Origin of the sequence: Vibrio sp. HS-50-1, from assembly GCF_024747315.1 — a bacterium.
Taxonomy (GTDB): Bacteria; Pseudomonadota; Gammaproteobacteria; order Enterobacterales; family Vibrionaceae; genus Vibrio; species Vibrio diabolicus.
On the sequence record NZ_JAMPZF010000001.1, the window covers coordinates 249540 to 269565 of the forward strand.

A 20026-nucleotide genomic window follows, 5' to 3' on the forward strand; every position below is an offset into this window, starting at 1 on the left:
CTAGCTAATATTTTGTTGTGTTTTAAACAATAATCGCATTACGCTTTGCATTTTGCAAATAACATTAGCTAAATTATGGGTAAAAGAAAGGATTCAAAAATAATATCAATTATTTAAAAAATGGCATAAACCATGCTGATAGTTTAGTGACCCCTCGGGTCACCTAGCCAACTGACGTTGTTAGTGAACGAGATGTTCACAAAACAAGCCAATAGACCCGACTGCCTATTGGCTTCTTTTTTTTCTGCAAGCAATCTAAAACACTTGGCTAAGCTAGATCATTAAGCTTATTTTTAACTATTTGCGATGAACTGCGCTCTTAGTTTTTCAATCTCGTCACGCTTTTGCGCCGCCAATTCAAACTCTAAATCTTGCGCGTGCTGATACATTGCCGCCTCAAGTCGACTGATTTCTTTTTCCAACTGCTGAGGAGACATGACCTCGTATGTTTGCGAAGGCTCCGCCACTTTCGACAACGGTACCTGTTTAGTATTACGCTGACGTTTAGACTTGGTAATATCGCCCAATTCCATAATATCTTTGATATTTCGTTTGAGCGCTTGCGGCGAAATGCCCATTTCTTCGTTGTACGCTTTCTGCTTCTCGCGGCGGCGGTTGGTTTCATCCATCGCCTTTTTCATGGAGTTGGTGATTCGGTCAGCATACAAGATCGCCTTACCTTCAAGATTTCGCGCAGCACGACCAATGGTCTGAATCAGTGAACGCTCGGAGCGCAAGAAGCCCTCTTTATCTGCATCCAATATTGCAACCAGCGAAACTTCAGGCATGTCCAAGCCTTCTCGTAGCAAGTTAATTCCCACCAGCACGTCAAACTCACCAAGACGAAGATCACGGATGATCTCCACACGTTCTACGGTATCAATATCTGAGTGTAAGTAACGTACCCTAACATCATGTTCGTGCAAGTACTCAGTGAGATCTTCGGCCATCCGTTTGGTCAATGTTGTCACTAGAACTCGCTCATCTTTAGCAGAACGGAGACGAATTTCAGACAACAAGTCGTCTACTTGGGTCGCTACTGGGCGAACTTCCAATTCTGGGTCAAGCAAGCCTGTTGGACGAACAACTTGATCCGCCACATCACCAGCCGATTTTTCTAGTTCATAATTTCCTGGCGTCGCAGAGACAAAAATCGTCTGCGGTGCTAACGCTTCAAACTCTTCAAACTTGAGCGGACGATTATCCAACGCAGAAGGTAAGCGAAAACCAAACTCCACCAGCGTTTCTTTACGAGAGCGGTCACCTTTATACATGGCACCAATCTGCGGCACCGTCACGTGAGATTCATCGATGATCAACAAACCGTCATGAGGCAAGTAATCAAACAATGTCGGTGGCGGCTCGCCTTCCGAGCGTCCGCTGAGATAGCGAGAATAGTTTTCGATACCTGAGCAAAAACCTAACTCATTCATCATCTCGATATCGAATTGAGTCCGCTGGCTAATACGCTGTTCTTCCAGTAGCTTGTTGTTGTCTAGAAGCTGTTTTTTGCGTACTTCTAATTCAACCTTAATATTTTCAATCGCTTCAAGAATACGATCTCTTGGTGTCACGTAGTGCGTCTTAGGATAAATGGTGTAGCGTGGTAAATCTCGCTGTTTCACCACACCAGTCAATGGATCAAAAACACTGATGCAGTCAATTTCATCATCAAACATTTCGACACGAACTGCGTCTTGGTCAGATTCCGCTGGAAAGATATCAATCACTTCGCCACGAACCCGAAACTGTCCTCGCTCAAATGCCACGTCATTTCTTGAATATTGTAGCTCTGCCAAACGTCGTAGCATGTCCCGTTGATCAATCACGTCACCACGACGTAAATGCAACATCATTTGCAAGTAAGATTCTGGGTCACCCAAACCATAGATAGCAGAAACAGACGCAACGATAATCGCGTCTTTACGTTCCAATAGTGCTTTCGTTGCGGAAAGGCGCATTTGCTCTATGTGAGCGTTAACTGATGCGTCTTTTTCAATGAAAGTATCCGTCGTCGGGACATAAGCTTCAGGCTGGTAGTAATCGTAGTAGGAAACAAAGTATTCCACCGCATTATTGGGAAAGAATGATTTCATCTCGCCATATAATTGCGCTGCGAGCGTTTTGTTTGGAGCAAGTAATATTGCAGGTCGCTGGGCTTGAGCGATAACATTCGCTAGTGTGAACGTTTTACCCGATCCCGTTACCCCCAATAGTGTTTGATGTGCCAGTCCAGCATCGAGCCCCTCAAGCAGCTGCTTGATCGCTCCCGGCTGGTCACCCGATGGCTGATAATCGGAGACCAATTCATAGACTTTACTCATACCCTTCCTCAACTTTACTGCGCTTTGGCTGTATATATATACACCTTAGCCAATGAAATCTACGTCTATTGAAAATTTACCCACCATTGTTAATAAATTTTCTTGTTTGTCTAGAATGCTATAGCCATACAAAACCTACTCTGATATAGTACTTCGCCCTAGCTGAAGAGCCACACCCATTCTTCACATTGCAGTTTCCACAACTTTTCCCCAAAAATTGGCCTAAACACTCTTTATCCCCAAAAGCTAGATTTTTATCCACCTTGAATACATTTTGCTTAATATCAATAAATCTATGTTTTAATTGCATATTATCTGTATAACCCTGATTAAAAATTCACTGAATAAAAACCAGGTTGCATATAAAAGATCTTTACTCAGATCTCATCAACATAGTTATCCACAAAATTAGTGGATAAGTAACCTCACCCCTTTACGGACAAGCAGTACAGAAAAGTAAAGCCCTTCCCCCAATATTTTTTGCTAAAAATGTATTTTTTTACTGTTGACAGTAGTTTGGCTGCTCGGTAAGATTCGTCCCGCTTTCAAGCAAAGCAATTCCTCCTTAGCTCAGTTGGTAGAGCGACGGACTGTTAATCCGCAGGTCGCTGGTTCGAGCCCAGCAGGAGGAGCCAAATTCCAGAAAAGCCGTGTCGCAAGACACGGCTTTTTTCGTTTTGAAATAAAAAACTTCTTTCACCATCAATATCTCAAATGACGACTTAAAATTACTCGCTAAATGTAATTCCCGCCTTCTGAGCAAAAGATTCTTTGAGGAAAGGCAGCACCAGCGTCTTTGTAAAATCCATTCAGCAAACTGTTCAATTTCTTATTAATTCATCAAAATACCTCACATAGACGACTATTTTTCCATCGTGTATGTAAAACCACATCGTTCACTGGTTGTTATTGGTGTCACAAAACACGATAATATCAAGATCGGATTTTAAGAACGTAATAACTATGACCGAATATGTTTTGTTGTTGGTCGGCACTGTGCTGGTGAACAACTTTGTACTGGTGAAGTTTTTGGGCCTATGTCCTTTTATGGGTGTGTCCAAAAAACTGGAAACAGCAATAGGTATGGGCTTAGCGACAACTTTTGTGCTAACGCTCGCGTCAGTGTGTGCGTATTTAGTGGAAAGCTACATTCTTCGTCCACTGGGTATTGAGTACCTTCGAACCATGAGTTTTATTTTGGTGATAGCCGTTGTGGTGCAGTTCACCGAAATGGTTGTGCACAAAACAAGTCCAACACTTTATCGCTTGCTTGGTATTTTCTTACCGCTGATCACTACAAACTGCGCGGTATTAGGCGTCGCGCTTCTTAATATTAATGAGAACCATAACTTTATCGAATCGATTATCTACGGCTTCGGCGCCGCTGTTGGTTTCTCATTGGTGTTGATACTTTTTGCATCCATGCGTGAGCGCATAGCTGCCGCCGACGTACCAGTGCCTTTTAAAGGTGCATCGATTGCAATGATTACAGCGGGTTTAATGTCACTAGCCTTTATGGGCTTTACAGGTTTGGTGAAGTAAACAATGAGTACGATTTTAATTGCGATCATCGCGTTAGCGGTTCTTGCTGCGATTTTCGGCGCGATACTTGGTTTTGCTTCTATTCGCTTCAAAGTCGAGGCAGACCCAATTGTGGATCAAATCGACGCAATCTTACCTCAAACTCAATGCGGTCAATGTGGCTACCCTGGTTGCCGCCCTTATGCTGAAGCGATTGCAAATGGCGACCACATCAACAAATGTCCGCCAGGCGGTCAAGCAACAATCGAAAAGCTCGCCGACTTAATGGGTGTTGAGCCAGAAGAATCTGCGCACGATCTCGACAACAAAATTCCAACCGTTGCGTTTATCCATGAAGATATGTGCATTGGCTGTACTAAGTGTATTCAAGCGTGTCCAGTGGATGCAATTGTAGGCGGTACAAAAGCGGTTCATACCGTAATTAAAGACGAATGTACGGGGTGTGACTTATGTGTTGCACCATGTCCAACTGATTGTATTGAAATGATTCCTGTGGCAACCACCACGGAAAGCTGGAAGTGGCAACTTAACTCCATTCCAGTACTCAACATTACGGATGCTGCCGACGATGCAGCGAACGTGAAAGATTCAATTAAGTAAGGTTTCGCATGTTGTCTTTGATTGAACAAATTCGTACAGGCTCGCTTTGGGATTTCCCTGGTGGTGTGCATCCGGCAGAAAACAAAAAGCAGTCCAACAAAACTGAGCTCGTTCACGCGGCTATCCCATCAGAAATTGTATTACCGCTAAAACAGCACATTGGTAAGGCTGGTAACTTATTGGTTGCCGAAGGTGACCATGTATTAAAAGGTCAGCCATTAACGCAATCCGAAACTGGTTTTACCGTTCCAGTGCATGCTCCTACATCGGGTACGATCACCGCAATTGAGCCTAGAACCGTTGCTCACCCTTCAGGTCTGAGTGAACTCTGTGCGGTCATTACCCCTGATGGTAACGATACATGGTGTGACAGAAAACCCGTCGCGGATTACAAACAAGAAACACCTGACGCACTGATCGATATTATTCGTCTCGCAGGCATTTCAGGTATGGGTGGCGCAGGTTTCCCTACCGCAAAAAAAATCCAATCAGGTTTTGCTCGCACAGAGATTCTTATCGTCAACGCAGCTGAGTGTGAGCCATACATCACATCAGATGACAAGCTCATGCAAGAGCATGCCGAAGAGCTCATCCAAGGTATCGAGATTGTCGAACATATCCTGACACCAAAGCTCACGATTATTGGTATTGAAGATAACAAACCAGAGGCAATTAAAGCGTTAGAAGCTGCGGCTCTAAACAAAGATATCGTCATTCGCGTTATCCCGACTAAATACCCTTCTGGTGGTGAAAAACAGCTGATCAAAATTTTGACCAATAAAGAAGTACCAAGCGGCGCAATCCCAGCCGATATTGGTATTTTGGTTCAAAATGTCGGTTCTCTTTACTCAATCAAACGCGCAATCATCGATGGTGAACCGATGATAAAACGCGTGGTGACTCTCACCGGTAAAACATTCAAACAACCACGCAATGTTTGGGCATTATTAGGTACACCAGTACAGGCGTTATTGGATGAGTTTGGCTATAAAGCCGATAAGAAGTTACAACGTTTAATCATGGGTGGACCAATGATGGGCTTCACCCTTCCCCACTCTCAAGTGCCGATTACCAAGACAGCAAACTGTATCCTTGCTCCGACTCGTCGTGAGATCTCTCCGCACCAACATGAGATGGAATGTATTCGCTGTAGCCAATGTGCTGAAGCTTGCCCTGCTTCACTACTACCTCAGCAACTGCAATGGCATGCAAAAGCTGAAGAGTATGACAAACTCGAAGAACTAAACCTAAAGGATTGTATCGAGTGCGGTGCTTGCGCGTTTGTGTGTCCAAGTGAAATTCCTCTCGTACAGTACTACCGCCAAGCAAAAGCGGAAATTCGCACCAGAGCACAAGAAGCGGAAGCTGCGGAGCGAGCGAAGCTGCGTTTTGAAGAGAAGAAAGCGCGTATGGAGCGCGAAAAAGCAGAACGTGAAAATCGCTTTAAGAAAACAGCCGATCAGCGCCGTAAAGACATGAAATCTTCTGGTGGTGATGATGCGATTGCAGCAGCGATCGCACGAGTGAAAGCTCAGAAGACAGAAACAACAGAAAAAGCAGAGCCAGCCGTGAAACCTGCCGTCGCTGCAGCCATTGCCAAAGCGAAGGCAAAACAGGCCGCAGCCGCTAAAGCAGGCTCTAGTGAACCTGATAACTCAGAAATGGCAAAACTGCGCGAAGAACGCAAACGTCTAGCCCGCGAACGTAAAGCACAAAAAGAACAAGGCGAAACGCCAGATAACAACGCTGATGATAAGAAATCGGCAGTTACAGCAGCCATCGCCCGAGCTAAAGCGAAAAAAGCACAACAAGAAGATTCAACTGAATCTGTAGAATCAGAAACGTCTGCACAGCAAGACGGCGATCCGAAAAAAGCCGCGGTTGCTGCTGCGATTGCACGTGCCAAAGCGCGTAAAGCGAAGCAAGCAGACTCAACTGAAGCGGAAGAAGCTGAAGCACCTGCTGAGCAAACCGACGATCCGAAGAAAGCCGCCGTTGCTGCTGCCATTGCACGCGCTAAGGCCCGAAAAGCGAAACAAGCAGACTCAACTGAAACCGAAGAAGCTGAAGCGCCCGCTGAGCAAGCTGAAGATCCGAAAAAAGCCGCGGTTGCTGCTGCCATTGCACGCGCTAAGGCCCGAAAAGCGAAACAAGCAGACTCAACTGAAACCGAAGAAGCTGAAGCGCCTACTGAGCAAGCTGCAGACCCGAAAAAAGCCGCGGTTGCTGCTGCCATTGCGCGTGCCAAAGCGCGTAAAGCTAAGCAAGAAGAACCAGCCGAAACGGTAGAAGCTGAAACGCCTGCTGAACAAGCTGAAGATCCGAAAAAAGCGGCTGTCGCTGCGGCTATTGCGCGTGCCAAAGCGCGTAAAGCTAAGCAAGAAGAACCAGCCGAAACGGTAGAAGCTGAAACGCCTGCTGAACAAACTGAAGATCCGAAAAAAGCGGCTGTCGCTGCTGCTATTGCGCGCGCGAAAGCTCGCAAAGCGCAGCAAGAAGCTAATAAAAATAATACTGAGGAGAACGAGTAGTGTCGTTTTTTATTGCCAGTTCACCGCATACCCACAGCCGTCGTAGTACACCTGACTTAATGAAATGGGTGGCACTTTGTGCTCTCCCAGGTTTAGCGGCTCAGACCTACTTCTTTGGGTGGGGAACGCTTATTCAGCTGATTTTTGCCATCGCAGTCGCTGTATCACTTGAAGCCTTAGTTATGGTCTTCCGTAAACGTTCGCCGATGCGAGCACTACGTGATAACAGTGCGATCGTTACCGCTTGGTTATTAGCCGTTGCTATTCCACCATGGTCTCCGTGGTGGATTATGGTGATCGGACTTATTTTCGCGATCGTAATTGCTAAACACCTATATGGTGGCCTTGGTCAAAACTTATTCAATCCTGCCATGGTCGCTTATGTGGTCTTGTTAATCTCATTCCCAGTGCAAATGACGAGTTGGAGTGCCCCGACGTCACTCATACCTGATCACGTAAATTTTGCAGATACACTCTCTTTAATTTTTACGGGCTATGATTACGACGGCTTATCGCTTCAGCAAGTTCGAACAGGGGTTGACGGTGTGACAATGGCGACGCCACTTGATGCATTTAAGACCGGCATTCATACAGGTGCAACCCCAAGCGAAGTACTGTCGCAGCCAATATTCGATGGATTAGCTGGCATTGGTTGGCAATGGGTAAATCTTGCCTACTTACTTGGTGGTTTAGTGATGATCAAAAAACGTATCATCCAATGGTATATCCCCGTAGGCTTCCTAGCGAGCCTGACGCTATTTAGCCTCGTGTTCAGCTTGCTGACCCCAGGGGAAACTGCGTCGCCAATCTTCCACTTGTTATCAGGTGCAACCATGCTTGGCGCATTCTTTATTGCAACCGATCCCGTGTCGGCGTCTACCACCGTTAAAGGACGTTTGATCTTTGGCGCGCTTATTGGTGCTTTGGTCTTTATCATTCGCAGTTGGGGCGGCTTCCCTGATGGTGTTGCATTCGCAGTGTTACTTGCAAATATGTGTGTGCCACTGATCGATTACTACACCAAACCTAGAACTTACGGTCACTGAGGTAAACATGTTAACCGCTATTAGAAAAAATGGTCTGACACTTGCGATCTTTGCCTGTGCAACAACCGGATTAGTCGCCTTTACTCAGTACCTAACAAAAGACCAAATCAAGATACAAGAACAACAACAATTGCTTTCTGTTTTGAATCAAGTCATTCCAGAAAACATGCATGACAACGCACTCACGCAAGCCTGCACTATGGTCACGTCACCAGAACTGGGGACATTGCGTGCGATGCCAGCCTACCTCGCCACAAAGAATGGTGAACCGACAGCAATCGCAATAGAATCCATCGCGCCAGATGGCTACAATGGTGAGATAAAAGTTATTACTGGGATTGACAATCAGGGCAATATTTTGGGGACACGCGTCTTAAGCCATCAAGAAACCCCTGGCCTGGGCGACAAAATTGATCTTCGTGTCACCGACTGGATCCTGAGCTTTACGGGCAAACAAGTCACGGAAAGTAACTGGAACTCATGGAAAGTTCGTAAAGATGGTGGTGATTTCGATCTATTTACTGGTGCAACGATCACGCCTAGAGCCGTCGTAAAAGTGGTGCGAAATACCGTTAACTACGTAAACCAATCTCGTGAAGACATTCTTAGCCAGCCTTTGGGCTGTGAAGGAGAGCAGTAATGAGTGAAAATAAATTGCTGATGAAAAACGGTATGTGGAGCAATAACCCTGCTCTCGTACAGCTGCTGGGTCTGTGTCCACTACTAGCGGTTTCTTCCACGATAACCAATGCCTTAGGTCTTGGTATTGCAACCTTATTAGTGCTGGTCGGCTCCAACGTCACGGTTTCTCTTATTCGTAATTACGTACCAAAAGAGATCCGCATTCCTGTGTTCGTGATGATCATTGCCTCTCTCGTTACCTGTGTTCAGTTATTGATGAATGCCTATGCGTATGGTTTATACCTATCTCTTGGTATCTTTATTCCTCTGATTGTAACCAACTGTATCATTATTGGTCGAGCTGAAGCATATGCTTCAAAAAATGATGTTGCGCCTGCAGCATTAGACGGTTTATGGATGGGGCTTGGTATGACAAGCGTTTTGGTCGTGCTAGGTGCCATGCGTGAGTTAATTGGTAATGGCACACTATTCGACGGGGCAGATCTGCTATTAGGAGACTGGGCATCCGCTCTCCGCATTCAAGTTTTCCAATTTGACAACAGCTTTCTGCTAGCGCTTCTTCCACCCGGTGCATTTATCGGTGTTGGTCTGTTGATAGCGCTTAAAAATGTCATCGATAATTCAGTCCAGGCACGTCAACCAAAAGAAGAAAAACCAACCATAGAACGTGCTCGCGTCACCAACGCATAACAAAATAAGGCTCTGTCATAGGAGCCTTTTTCATAAACCGCAGAGACGGTATTGGAAGTCAGCAATGAACAAAATAAAAAGAATCGAAATTCTTGAGCGATTACGAGAAAACAATCCGAATCCTCAAACTGAGCTTAACTGGAGCTCCCCTTTTGAACTGCTAATCGCGGTATTACTATCAGCGCAAGCAACCGATGTAAGTGTCAATAAAGCCACCGACAAGCTTTTCCCTGTCGCTAATACACCGAAAAGTATTCTCGATTTGGGAGTTGATGGCTTAAAAGAATACATAAAGACCATCGGTTTATTTAACTCAAAAGCAGAAAACACTATCAAGACTTGTAAGATCTTGTTGGAAAAACACAATGGTGAAGTTCCTGAAGATCGTGCAGCGTTAGAAGCGCTACCAGGCGTAGGTCGCAAGACCGCAAACGTCGTGCTCAACACCGCTTTTGGTTGGCCAACCATTGCCGTCGATACGCACATTTATCGCGTGTCGAATCGTACTAAGTTTGCAATGGGCAAAACGGTTGATGATGTCGAGCAAAAGCTATTAAAAGTTGTGCCAAAAGAGTTCAAACTCGATGTGCACCACTGGCTCATTCTTCATGGCCGCTACACGTGCTTGGCGAGAAAGCCTCGCTGCGGTAGCTGCATTATTGAAGATTTGTGCGAATATAAAGAGAAAGTATATCCAGATAGCTAACGCTATTTGAAAATCAAAGCTAGGAGCAAAAAATGTCAAATGGTCGAATTCTCCACACTATGCTTCGCGTAGGTGATCTAGACAAATCCATCAAGTTTTACACTGAAGTTATGGGCATGCAGTTGCTTCGTACGAACGAGAATAAAGAGTACGAATACACACTGGCGTTTCTTGGCTACGGTGACGAATCCCAAGGTGCTGTGATCGAGCTAACTTACAACTGGGGTAAAACTGAATATGACCTAGGTACTGCTTTTGGTCATATCGCCATTGGTGTTGATGATATCTACACAACTTGCGACGCTATCAAAGCGGCGGGCGGTAATGTGACGCGTGAACCAGGTCCAGTAAAAGGCGGAAGCACGCACATTGCATTCGTAAAAGACCCAGATGGTTATATGATTGAGCTTATCCAAAACAAGCAAGCTTCAGCTGGTCTTGAAGGCTAAGCGGCACTTCTAATAATCACTTGTACTGCAAGTTGAACATCGATTACAGGCAGGTCTGCGATCTGCCTGTCCTTTTATAAACAAAACACTTTACTTGATAATAATTATCGTTTAGATTTGTTCGCAACTTCGAGATGCGGGATTACGATAATGATCAGTGAATGGGAAAAACACACACTTCTAGCCGATACGGCACTTCAACTAGATGACCCTGTTCGCAGCATTCTTCATTACCAGCAAGCCCTAAGCCTGAGTGAAGATATTAGCGAATGTGTGGAAATTGAAGCAGACGAGCGATTATTAATTTCTGTGATTTCTTGTCATAACTTAGCTCAGTTCTGGCGTTGGGCCGGAGACACTGACTATGAACTCAAATACCTTCAGCTGGCTTCAGAGAAAGTCTTAACACTCATCCCACAATGCCCAAATAAAGAATGTGCAAGCTTTATCGACTCAATAGGATGTTGCACTAAAGCATTAATAGACTTCATGAAACGTCATCCTAATCCGGCTATTGCCAAACAGGTTGAAAAAATAGATACCGCAACCAATTGCGAAGTCATTGCCAAATTCCGCTTAAACTAACATCCAAATGATACAGCCGGAATCACCGAAAGGTACTTAGCAAAATCCCATTAAAATATTATTAACAACGTCAGTAAATTAAAAACGCCGAAGCTTTCAGCTTCGGCGTTTTTATATTCGTTACACTTGGGTTCGCCCGAGTGATATTACGACTCGGCGGTTTTTGTCTTTTCCTATTGGCGAGCCATTATCTGCAATAGGACGACGCTTGCCGTACCCTTGCACTTGAATTCGATCTTCCGGTAGCCCTAGAGACTGAAAATAATCACGAAGTGACTCTGCACGTCGCTCAGATAAACTTTGGCTCGCACTTTTGCCATCGGTTGAATCGGTGTACGTCGCCACCAGCACGAGATCGATATCTTGATTATGTCGGATATAATCTGCAATTTGTGATAAACGCTTTTTGGAAGCCTTGGTTAACTGATCACCTTGTCTTTCGTAGTGCAAAATCGTAAAGGCAATGTCTTCAAAACTGTATTTCAATAAATTGGAAATACAGTCGCTAAACGCGTTGTACTTATTTTGAAACAGCACGGATGACAATGCGACTTCAATTCTCTGATCTCGGCTCTGCCAATCCTGATAACTAAAGGTCGGATAACGCCCTTTTTCCAGCTCAGACAAAATGCCCCATGCTGTTTGCCCTCCGACATAACCATCAAACTGTTTAAAAAACTTTAGGTTTGTAATTCGATCGGCGTGTTCACCTGGTCGCCAAGGTGGCGGCATAGAGATGAGACTGACGTTACGTGTTTCTCCCATCGGACGACGCATTTTTAACTCAAAGTCTAAATTGATTTTTTTATTCGCACGAGATGAAAATACCGCATCTCCAAAACTTGGAATAGGGTGAACAAGTTGGCATTCTAACGGTGTGTTGACCACCATTTCCCATTGAGATTGCTGTGGAGTGGCAACATAACGTTTGCCCATCACAGCAAAACTGCTTGTGCTAAACAACGAAAATACAACGCCACTAGTAATCAGCCATTTCTTCATCTAAGTACTGTCTCTTAAACGGCAGTCTGTTGCCGTCAATTTGAATCAATAAAACCACTTCACCTGGCATGCAAAAACCTCGCCAACGTGCGAAATATCGTGATATTACGATTAACGTTAATCATGGTAACTCAACCACCCGAAATGCGATCGAGCGTATTGATGAGATGCAAAATAGAATTCCGTTTTTCTCCTAAATTGCGGTTTTTCTCGTCGGTATAATCTGCAATAATGCAGCCTTCGTCACACAAAAATAAGCCGACATGACAATAGAAAATGAAGCTCTGACCTTGAAAAAACGCTTTCGTGGTTATTTCCCTGTGGTAGTAGACGTTGAGACCGCAGGTTTCAATGCTCAAACTGATGCACTTTTAGAAATTTGCGCCGTTACGTTAAAAATGGACGAAGATGGCGTGTTGCATCCGGCCTCCACCATTCATTTTCATGTTGAGCCATTTGAGGGCGCTAACTTAGAAAAAGAAGCGCTAGAATTCAATGGTATTCGTGACCCATATAGCCCTCTTCGTGGTGCAGTTTCTGAGCAAGAAGCGTTAAAAGAGATTTATAAACTTATTCGCAAAGAACAAAAAGCCGCAGATTGCTCGCGTGCAATTATGGTTGCCCATAACGCAGCATTCGACTTAGGTTTTGTAAATGCAGCCAATGAGCGCTGTAAACTAAAAAGAGTCCCTTTTCATCCCTTTGCTACTTTTGACACGGCAACATTGAGTGGCCTTGCTTATGGTCAAACGGTTCTCGCGAAAGCATGCAAAACGGCCGGGATGGAATTCGATAATCGTGAAGCACACTCAGCGCTTTACGATACACAAAAAACAGCAGAATTATTCTGCGGTATTGTCAACAAATGGAAGGCCCTCGGCGGTTGGCCGCTTGCTGACGAAGAATAATAAGTAAACACAACATATTAGGAAAAGTATGAATCCTGTCGTTATATCAGTGTGCGTCATGCTCGTGTTAGCATTGATGCGCGTAAACGTGGTGGTTGCCCTCACGTTTAGTGCCATCGTTGGTGGCCTTGTCGCAGGCATGAGCCTTGGAGACACAGTTGCCGCGTTCGAAAGTGGTTTAGGTGGCGGTGCGACTATCGCTCTAAGCTACGCAATGTTAGGTACTTTCGCCGTTGCCATCTCTAAATCTGGCATCACGGACCTACTGGCAAAAAGTGTTATCAAGCGCTTAAATGGTAAAGAAAACTCGGCGTCAACTACCGGGTTAAAGTACGCGGTGTTAGTCGCGCTCGTTCTTGTCACTATGTCATCTCAGAACGTAATTCCGGTCCATATCGCCTTTATTCCAATTTTGATTCCACCTCTTTTGGGCGTATTTGCGAAACTTAAGCTCGATCGACGTTTGGTTGCGTGTGTTCTTACCTTTGGTTTGATCACACCTTACATGATCTTACCTGTTGGTTTCGGCGGTATTTTCTTAAACAACATTCTATTAAAGAACCTACATGACAACGGTTTGGAAAACGTGGTTGCAAGCCAAGTTCCAACTGCAATGTTACTGCCAGGTGCTGGTATGTTGTTTGGTCTATTGCTGGCAATCTTTGTTAGCTACCGTAAACCACGCATCTACGAAGAAACGGAGTTGACTGTCGTTCACGAGACAGATCATGCTATCAATAAAAAGCACATCTTGGTGGCCGCTCTTGGTATTGTCGCCGCATTGGGTGTTCAGCTTTACACTGGCTCAATGATTATTGGTGCTCTAGCTGGCTTTATGTTGTTTACTTTTGGCGGTGTGATTGCCTGGAAAGAAACGCACGATGTCTTCACAAAAGGCGTGCATATGATGGCTATGATTGGTTTCATCATGATCGCTGCCGCAGGTTTTGCTGCGGTAATGAAGCAAACAGGTGGCGTTGAGACATTAGTACAGTCTCTCTCTACCAGCATTGGTGATAATAAGCCGCTTGCAGCACTACTGATGCTGATCGTTGGCCTGCTAGTAACAATGGGCATTGGTTCATCGTTTTCAACCATTCCAATCTTGGCGACAATCTACGTTCCACTCGCGTTGGCATTTGGTTTTTCGCCAATGGCAACAATCGCGCTAGTTGGTACTGCTGCCGCTTTGGGTGATGCAGGCTCTCCTGCTTCTGACTCTACATTAGGCCCTACATCTGGTCTAAATGCCGACGGTCAGCATGAGCACATTTGGGAAACGGTTGTTCCAACCTTTATTCACTACAACATTCCACTGATCATCTTTGGTTGGATTGCTGCAATGGTGCTTTAGTACCGTTGTTTGATGGATATTCTTAGTTACGAAAAAGCCGCTCATTGAGCGGCTTTTTGTTATTTGAAATCGCGATTATTGCGCTGGCATATTGTCAATAATACGCTCACGTATCAGTTTCAAGGTAGGCTCTGTTGACAGATAATCCACGGCAATCGGGAAATAAGCGTCGTTAATTTGAAGAACCAAGCTAGGGTAAGAATCCACGCCTAGGCTCTTTGCAAGACTCAGTTGATCTTGGAACACACCTTCTAAGAAAGAGCCGTCCATATCGTTCTTGAACTGCTGAACATTCAAACCAATTTCTTTAGCTAGCTGCAAGTGAGTCGCTTCTTCATGAGGAGGCATCGCACGTAAATAATACGCATGTTGAATCGCTTCTAGCATCTGCTCATAAGAATCTTGAAAGCCCGCAGCGATAACTGCGCGACAAGATTGGTAAGTGCTTCTTACTGGCGTACAAAGCTTCCAGAAATCGTAGTTAAACTTGGTGCCCAACTGACGCTCAATCTGCTTCCAAATACCTTCGAGTTTTTGTTGCATCTCTGGTGGCATCGGCAAACTAGTATCTGGCGCAAGACCACCCACCACATACTCAAACTGAATAACGCCTGGCAGTTGCTGTTTCAATTTATCAAGCGTCGGTTTGTAACCCCAACACCAACTGCACATTGGGTCATGCACGTAGTAAAGCTTTATATCCACTTTAATTTTTTAACCTATAAAATCAATTAGTTAAATGAAACAAGAATAATAAATGGCGATAAAGTGGCGACACATTTAAATCTTATTGCTTGGTTTCTGCTTAAGAGTTAACGAGTTTTGCTTGTAACCCTGATAACAATATAGGTCCAGCACTCACTCGTTCCCCTCTTCTTCATCAACACGTAAACAGCGGTTTTGTCCCGTTAACTGCACAGTGATTTTGACATCTGAGTTTAATTATACCGTCTCATAAATTGAAAAACTGCTTTATCTTAATAATTCGCTCTAAAGCCTTATCGAGTAAGGCTCTATGCCCTCTTAATCAGATCTTATCTTCGCTCACCTGATCATCTACATTTCTCACAAAATTCTGAACAACACTTATTTTTCATGCACTTATAAAAGTCACTTTGATCTTTCCAGATCATTAAAATTGGAATTTACTGAAAATATTTTCAATCTTTGAAATTTTCAAAACACTCTCAGTCTAGGCTCTAAGTTGCTCTATTCTCTCGCAAGCCCCGCTATATATATGGTTTCCCACGAGACACTCTAGGAACTCTCCCCACTAAATTTCAGTACACAAAAACTGAAAAAAAACTGATCGAAAAACCTCGCAGGCGGGTGAGGAGAGTGCGGATTTTGTCATCCGCTCAGTCTGTCCCGCGAGTTCATAACCGTTCATCGCCATAGGGCTTGTAGCTTTAGTTTGAGACCAACATAAAAAACGCAGCCGTATGGCTGCGTTGATTGTGTGAAAATCAAGTTCTTTATGTGTGCTAATATGCCTTAAACTTGCTTTCATCATCACCTTGTCCTACGGACTGCATTTCAGAGCAGCTCCATAGCAGCTCGAATTGGTTCAGATCTTCATCGTCTTCGGGAAGAACAATGGTTGAATCTTGAATAACTAGCTTCACGCAACTTGATTGTTTAGTTGGGATACAGTGGTAAAGCTCAGCAACTTTTTTATCATCTTCGACTCCCCCAAGCACAAGCGTTGAAGCGTCTAGAATGAGACACTGGCAAGGTACAAAGTCCGGCAATGCCCCAAACTTAGTTTCTAGATTATTCAATAACTCCGTATCTAAACTATCTCTCTTCAAGCAACCAACGATAGCAAACTGGTAATTTTTCGATTTTCTAACCACCTTACCAGAGAGCCAAGGTTTGTGGTCTTCGTTGACAATTTCTACCCACCAATTCCAGTCCTCAAACATTTTGTAGATCCTCTTATTTTGAGTGTTTTTTTTAAACGCGAGACACAAACCCACCACTACAAATGCTGCAGCTACTAGAGTACTGATTGTCATCCCCTTGCCCCTACTTAATGGTTCTTTAAATACAAAAATAGGAAAGAGAATAACAATAATTTCAAACAGTTATTATTCTTAAAGGAATATTCCAGCGAATCTCCCTACAAAATGGTTATTTTGTCTATCAAAAACATGGCATAAGAAGGTAATAAGCCTAATTAATATATGGATAACAATTGTTAAGCTATCAACATTAAAGTCCAAGTGGGTTATCCCCCACCCGTTGGGCAACTAGCTTGTTTGTGTTATCGGTTCGAGTCTTCCCTTCAATTTCATACTATCCTCCCCATGGCCAACAATATCATTCGCTTGGACTGGTGTTTTGGTGCTTGCTCGTCCTGGTGCTACACCGCTATGTGTATGCGTTGCTAAAGTGTCGGCCAATTCTTTAACCACCTGCATTAGCTCCGATAAAAGAATCAACACATTCTCTTGCTTAGAGCCTATCCAAGTCTTAGGTGATTGAAGCCATTGGTGCTCAGCGGCAATACTTCGGCGAAATTTTCCGATAGTCTCAATCAGTTCGCCAGCGGTAGCCGTTTGCATGTTACCCAAGCTTCCTAACACCAGATCATCTCCTGACAACAAATTAATAGCGCCAAGCGCTTCAATAAGCTTCTTACCAATTCACTTCTTCAGTGCTGTGCTCATTTACAAAAAGCTGATGCTGGCCAAACTCACCTTTATACCGTTCAAATTGGTCTAACTTACCAAACGCTCTCTGATTTTGAGTTTGGTCAGTCTGCAGTGTTGTATTTCCTGCGGCATCGACTCGATAACTCACTTCTTCACGTTGCTGTTGTAGTTGTTCACCAGGCTCTATTGAGGGAAGCGCATATTCACGTCCATAAACGCCACGTATGATGGGTCTATCGCTTCGACCATAAGCGAAAGCAATTTCAACCAATGTCCCTTCTAATGGATACGCTAACAATCCGGACTCATGTCCGCTCATGTTAACCGGCAGTGGAATCGAGCGATAAACCGGTACGTTACTATCTGGTTGCAAATTCTCATCTAGAACTTGCACATCAACAGAGAGTCTTGGCCGAAATGGATCAGATACTTTACCCGCCGTCGCACTGTCTCTGACCGTTTCGACTCGCCCGAACTTTGGCAAGTGAAAGCCCGCAGCTAATTCAGGAAAATGCTGTAGTGTTTCTCGCTTTTTAGGTATGACTTCAGACTGCTCAGCTTTCCAATATGCGGTCATATCATCCTGTATTAAGTCAACCCGATTAACTCGCTTACCATTCACAACACGACCTGGTCTAAGCATAGGAAACGGAACAAAGGTGACACTGTTACCATTTTGACGACTCGTAAACTCTTCAGGTAGTGGCATTGGTTTGCCGTTGAAATGGCTATCTTGATAGGAGCCAAAGTAAACTACCTGGTCAGTATGTTGAAACCAAACACAGTCAGGAATAGAAAAAGCCTTAGCGACCTGATCTAAACATTGATAACCCGTTCCCTGGCAAACAAAGTTTGGGATCGCGGTCTTCATGTATTCTTTATTAGGCAGATGAAACTCAAGACCAGTAAGGTGAGAGAGCGCATCAACAACTTGCTCGGCATTTGGATGCTCTAAGCTGAGAGACCAACGTTTACTCAAAATACCTGTCAGTTCTTTTACTGTGATTTTTTGGTAGCCATTGACTGTAGATTGGATTTTATCAACATAGCCCTCAAACCAAGGCGACGTTTTGTTTTCATATCCAATATCAAAACGCACTGGCTCGAATAATTTCAGGGGTTGCGTTGCTTCAATTTCAAAGATGGCCACACTACCCAAAGAAAGCTTTAAGCTCACCATGTTACTTGTCAATTTGACTTCTTCGCCGCTTATATACAAGCGCTTCTCTAACTTCATTGAGTCGCCTCCTCTGCGGTGATGAGTGCCTGTTTCAACCGAGTATTTTCTCGCTGCTCAGGCTTGCTTTGCGCTTTAATCCGCTGCTCTTTTTGTTCGGCAACACTGTTGTACTCCCGAAGCTCAAAAGAAACATTCCAAGCCTGTAGAGTTTCATGTTCTCTTGCTTGAATACGCCCAGTGAACTTCACATTGCGAATTTTAAGTGCGAGCGCAATGTCATTGCCGATTCGATAAATACGCCTAGCATTCGACTCATCTTTATCTGAAGCAAACGTATAAAGTTGGGTCAGTGTTTCTATACGAATGAAAGGAACACGACCACTAAAGGTAAGCTTTTTGCCTTTGTCACCCTGCTCTGCCACATCAGTACCAGAAGACTGCCCACTCATGTCCTGGTCTTTAAACTCCATGGACATTTCAACGGTCATTGAGTCTAAGTTAATTGGCACACCATCTAGAGCTAGCATAATAGCTCCTCAAAAAACGTCATAGGTTCATAGCTAAGCAATAAGCTTGCTAATGTAAATTGATGATTGTTGGGCGTTCCCGCTTGATTCAATCGTGTCGCTATACTTTCCGCATTGCCCTCCACGGAGAATGCATAGATACTTCCTTTCAAGTTCTTCAGGGCGTTGAGCTGAGCCTTGATTTCTTCCATCTTTTTATTGCGTTTCGCTGCTAGTAACTGCAACTTGTCAATTACGTGATGGTCATCGTCTGCTAATGACTCTAGCGTAGCTACTTGGGCACCTTGCCAATGTAAAGCATCATGTAATGGGTTAGCGTTGAGTAAAGCCATCGGCTTAAAGCGTGGTAGAGCGATCGCTGCAGGTTGATGGAACTTATCAACGTCATTGGTATTTAAAGCATGACTTTGCCTAGCTACTTGGCACCACTCAGGCATTGGAAACAATGATGTAAGCTCAATGAGCTGCCGAGAGAATTGATTCAATTGAGAGGCCGTTACCATTATCGCAATGCCATGAAGATGGCCATTTGGTCGGTGCCTATCAGCGTAATCCCGCAGCTTATTAGATAACGTTTTAATTGCAGTACTAGGATTGAGATAACACCCCGAGTCCAAACGGGTCCCCACTTGAAACTGATATGGCGACACTGTAAGTACGGTTCCTGAGACAAGTAAGGATTGAAGTTCACTACGCAGCTTAAGCAAAGCGCTCGCCTCTTCACTTAAAGAGTGACGCCCGTAATTGGCGTCACTTGTATGGTTGGTTAACCGGTTAATCGCTTCATTCATTACGGCGCCGACTGCGTCTGTCACTGACTCAGTCTTGGTTTGAATGCTCTGCGAGTAACTTGGCCAATTTAATGGGGATAAGTGCCAAGTCATAAGCGGCCTTCAATTGTCATGGAGTTCTCTGTAGGGCGTTGTGGTCGAATGGCCATCGTTACTACACCATCCTTTACGTAGTCGCGCAGCGCTCTCCGGTAACTTCTCCAAACTGAAGCAGTTAGCGTAGAACGAGGATCGGAGTCTTCATGTAATGTGACTTGTCTATCCACATATACCATTTCATGTGCCACCCACTGATTTTCTGCTTCAGCAAAAATGGCTGGCTCTTCTCTACCAGAAACTGCATCTGGATATGTCCATATGCCATTTGATTGCAAGACAGCGGGCAACTTTTCGGGTGGTGAAGGGATCTCTATCCATCCATGCGGAGGGGTACCTCCGATAACTTGAAAGCACCCCGTTCCCACTAATCCATATATTTTCTCTTTATCCATG

At 44.4% G+C, this 20026-nt stretch carries 20 protein-coding genes and 1 tRNA gene; 12 read left to right on the plus strand and 9 right to left on the minus strand.

Annotation, left to right across the window (positions count from 1 at the left end; all coding sequences use genetic code 11):
- Nucleotides 1-293: 293 nt before the first annotated feature.
- On the minus strand, nucleotides 294-2324 hold the full coding sequence (gene uvrB, locus NDJ01_RS01090) for an excinuclease ABC subunit UvrB (protein ID WP_047010067.1): 2031 nt from the start codon (nucleotides 2322-2324) through the stop codon (nucleotides 294-296).
- 559 nt (nucleotides 2325-2883) lie between these two features.
- Between uvrB and NDJ01_RS01095 the strand changes: the two genes are divergently transcribed.
- From NDJ01_RS01095 to NDJ01_RS01140, 10 genes are all read left to right on the plus strand, one after another.
- Nucleotides 2884-2959: transfer RNA gene (locus tag NDJ01_RS01095), tRNA-Asn, on the plus strand.
- A gap of 328 nt (nucleotides 2960-3287) precedes the next feature.
- Nucleotides 3288-3866 carry an electron transport complex subunit RsxA gene (rsxA, locus tag NDJ01_RS01100; RefSeq protein ID WP_005380762.1) on the plus strand — a complete coding sequence of 193 codons (579 nt, stop codon included), beginning with the start codon at nucleotides 3288-3290 and terminating at the stop codon, nucleotides 3864-3866.
- Between the two features lie 3 nt (nucleotides 3867-3869).
- Nucleotides 3870-4466, plus strand: a complete 597-nt coding sequence (rsxB, locus tag NDJ01_RS01105; RefSeq protein WP_012841575.1) for an electron transport complex subunit RsxB — start codon at nucleotides 3870-3872, stop codon at nucleotides 4464-4466.
- 8 nt (nucleotides 4467-4474) lie between these two features.
- Nucleotides 4475-6997, plus strand: a complete 2523-nt coding sequence (gene rsxC, locus NDJ01_RS01110; protein ID WP_258586100.1) for an electron transport complex subunit RsxC — start codon at nucleotides 4475-4477, stop codon at nucleotides 6995-6997.
- The gene (gene rsxD / locus NDJ01_RS01115; RefSeq protein WP_012841573.1) at nucleotides 6997-8043 is read left to right on the plus strand and encodes an electron transport complex subunit RsxD; all 1047 of its coding nucleotides are present in this window, start codon (nucleotides 6997-6999) and stop codon (nucleotides 8041-8043) included. Before rsxC ends, rsxD begins: the two co-directional genes overlap by 1 nt.
- 7 nt (nucleotides 8044-8050) lie before the next feature.
- On the plus strand, nucleotides 8051-8683 hold the full coding sequence (gene rsxG, locus NDJ01_RS01120; protein ID WP_258586101.1) for an electron transport complex subunit RsxG: 633 nt from the start codon (nucleotides 8051-8053) through the stop codon (nucleotides 8681-8683).
- On the plus strand, nucleotides 8683-9375 hold the full coding sequence (locus tag NDJ01_RS01125; protein WP_005396543.1) for an electron transport complex subunit E: 693 nt from the start codon (nucleotides 8683-8685) through the stop codon (nucleotides 9373-9375). Before rsxG ends, NDJ01_RS01125 begins: the two co-directional genes overlap by 1 nt.
- A 64-nt stretch (nucleotides 9376-9439) precedes the next feature.
- Nucleotides 9440-10081, plus strand: coding sequence for an endonuclease III (nth, locus tag NDJ01_RS01130; RefSeq protein ID WP_005396542.1), 642 nt, complete (start codon nucleotides 9440-9442; stop codon nucleotides 10079-10081).
- A 32-nt stretch (nucleotides 10082-10113) separates the two neighbouring features.
- Nucleotides 10114-10530, plus strand: a complete 417-nt coding sequence (gene gloA / locus NDJ01_RS01135; protein WP_005380739.1) for a lactoylglutathione lyase — start codon at nucleotides 10114-10116, stop codon at nucleotides 10528-10530.
- A 150-nt stretch (nucleotides 10531-10680) separates the two neighbouring features.
- Complete coding sequence (locus tag NDJ01_RS01140; protein ID WP_005384886.1) at nucleotides 10681-11115, plus strand: DUF2753 domain-containing protein; 435 nt, start codon at nucleotides 10681-10683, stop codon at nucleotides 11113-11115.
- 120 nt (nucleotides 11116-11235) lie between these two features.
- On the opposite strand, the gene motY is transcribed toward NDJ01_RS01140, so the two are convergent.
- Nucleotides 11236-12117: a flagellar protein MotY gene (gene motY / locus NDJ01_RS01145; RefSeq protein WP_012841571.1), complete on the minus strand. Its 882-nt coding sequence runs from the start codon at nucleotides 12115-12117 to the stop codon at nucleotides 11236-11238.
- Between the two features lie 263 nt (nucleotides 12118-12380).
- Here motY and rnt point away from each other — a divergent pair, with 263 nt between their 5' ends.
- On the plus strand, nucleotides 12381-13025 hold the full coding sequence (rnt, locus tag NDJ01_RS01150) for a ribonuclease T (protein WP_005396536.1): 645 nt from the start codon (nucleotides 12381-12383) through the stop codon (nucleotides 13023-13025).
- A 28-nt stretch (nucleotides 13026-13053) separates the two neighbouring features.
- On the plus strand, nucleotides 13054-14379 hold the full coding sequence (locus NDJ01_RS01155; RefSeq protein WP_258586102.1) for a Na+/H+ antiporter family protein: 1326 nt from the start codon (nucleotides 13054-13056) through the stop codon (nucleotides 14377-14379).
- Between the two features lie 75 nt (nucleotides 14380-14454).
- Here the strand turns inward: NDJ01_RS01155 and NDJ01_RS01160 are convergent, their stop codons facing one another.
- From NDJ01_RS01160 to NDJ01_RS01190, 7 genes are all read right to left on the minus strand, one after another.
- Nucleotides 14455-15084 (minus strand): DsbA family protein, encoded by a 630-nt coding sequence (locus tag NDJ01_RS01160; protein WP_047010070.1) that lies wholly within the window; start codon nucleotides 15082-15084, stop codon nucleotides 14455-14457.
- Between the two features lie 779 nt (nucleotides 15085-15863).
- A complete protein-coding gene (locus NDJ01_RS01165; protein WP_258586103.1) occupies nucleotides 15864-16397 on the minus strand; it encodes a hypothetical protein in 534 nt (177 codons plus the stop codon).
- Between the two features lie 234 nt (nucleotides 16398-16631).
- Nucleotides 16632-16946 (minus strand): hypothetical protein, encoded by a 315-nt coding sequence (locus tag NDJ01_RS24775; RefSeq protein WP_258586104.1) that lies wholly within the window; start codon nucleotides 16944-16946, stop codon nucleotides 16632-16634.
- Between the two features lie 73 nt (nucleotides 16947-17019).
- Nucleotides 17020-18273 (minus strand): hypothetical protein, encoded by a 1254-nt coding sequence (locus NDJ01_RS01175; protein ID WP_258586105.1) that lies wholly within the window; start codon nucleotides 18271-18273, stop codon nucleotides 17020-17022.
- Nucleotides 18270-18743 carry a DNA-binding protein gene (locus tag NDJ01_RS01180; protein ID WP_258586106.1) on the minus strand — a complete coding sequence of 158 codons (474 nt, stop codon included), beginning with the start codon at nucleotides 18741-18743 and terminating at the stop codon, nucleotides 18270-18272. The genes NDJ01_RS01175 and NDJ01_RS01180 overlap by 4 nt, the downstream gene beginning before the upstream one ends.
- A complete protein-coding gene (locus NDJ01_RS01185; RefSeq protein WP_053306644.1) occupies nucleotides 18737-19627 on the minus strand; it encodes a hypothetical protein in 891 nt (296 codons plus the stop codon). Before NDJ01_RS01185 ends, NDJ01_RS01180 begins: the two co-directional genes overlap by 7 nt.
- A complete protein-coding gene (locus tag NDJ01_RS01190; RefSeq protein ID WP_048625789.1) occupies nucleotides 19624-20025 on the minus strand; it encodes a hypothetical protein in 402 nt (133 codons plus the stop codon). Before NDJ01_RS01190 ends, NDJ01_RS01185 begins: the two co-directional genes overlap by 4 nt.
- Nucleotide 20026: the final 1 nt, after the last annotated feature.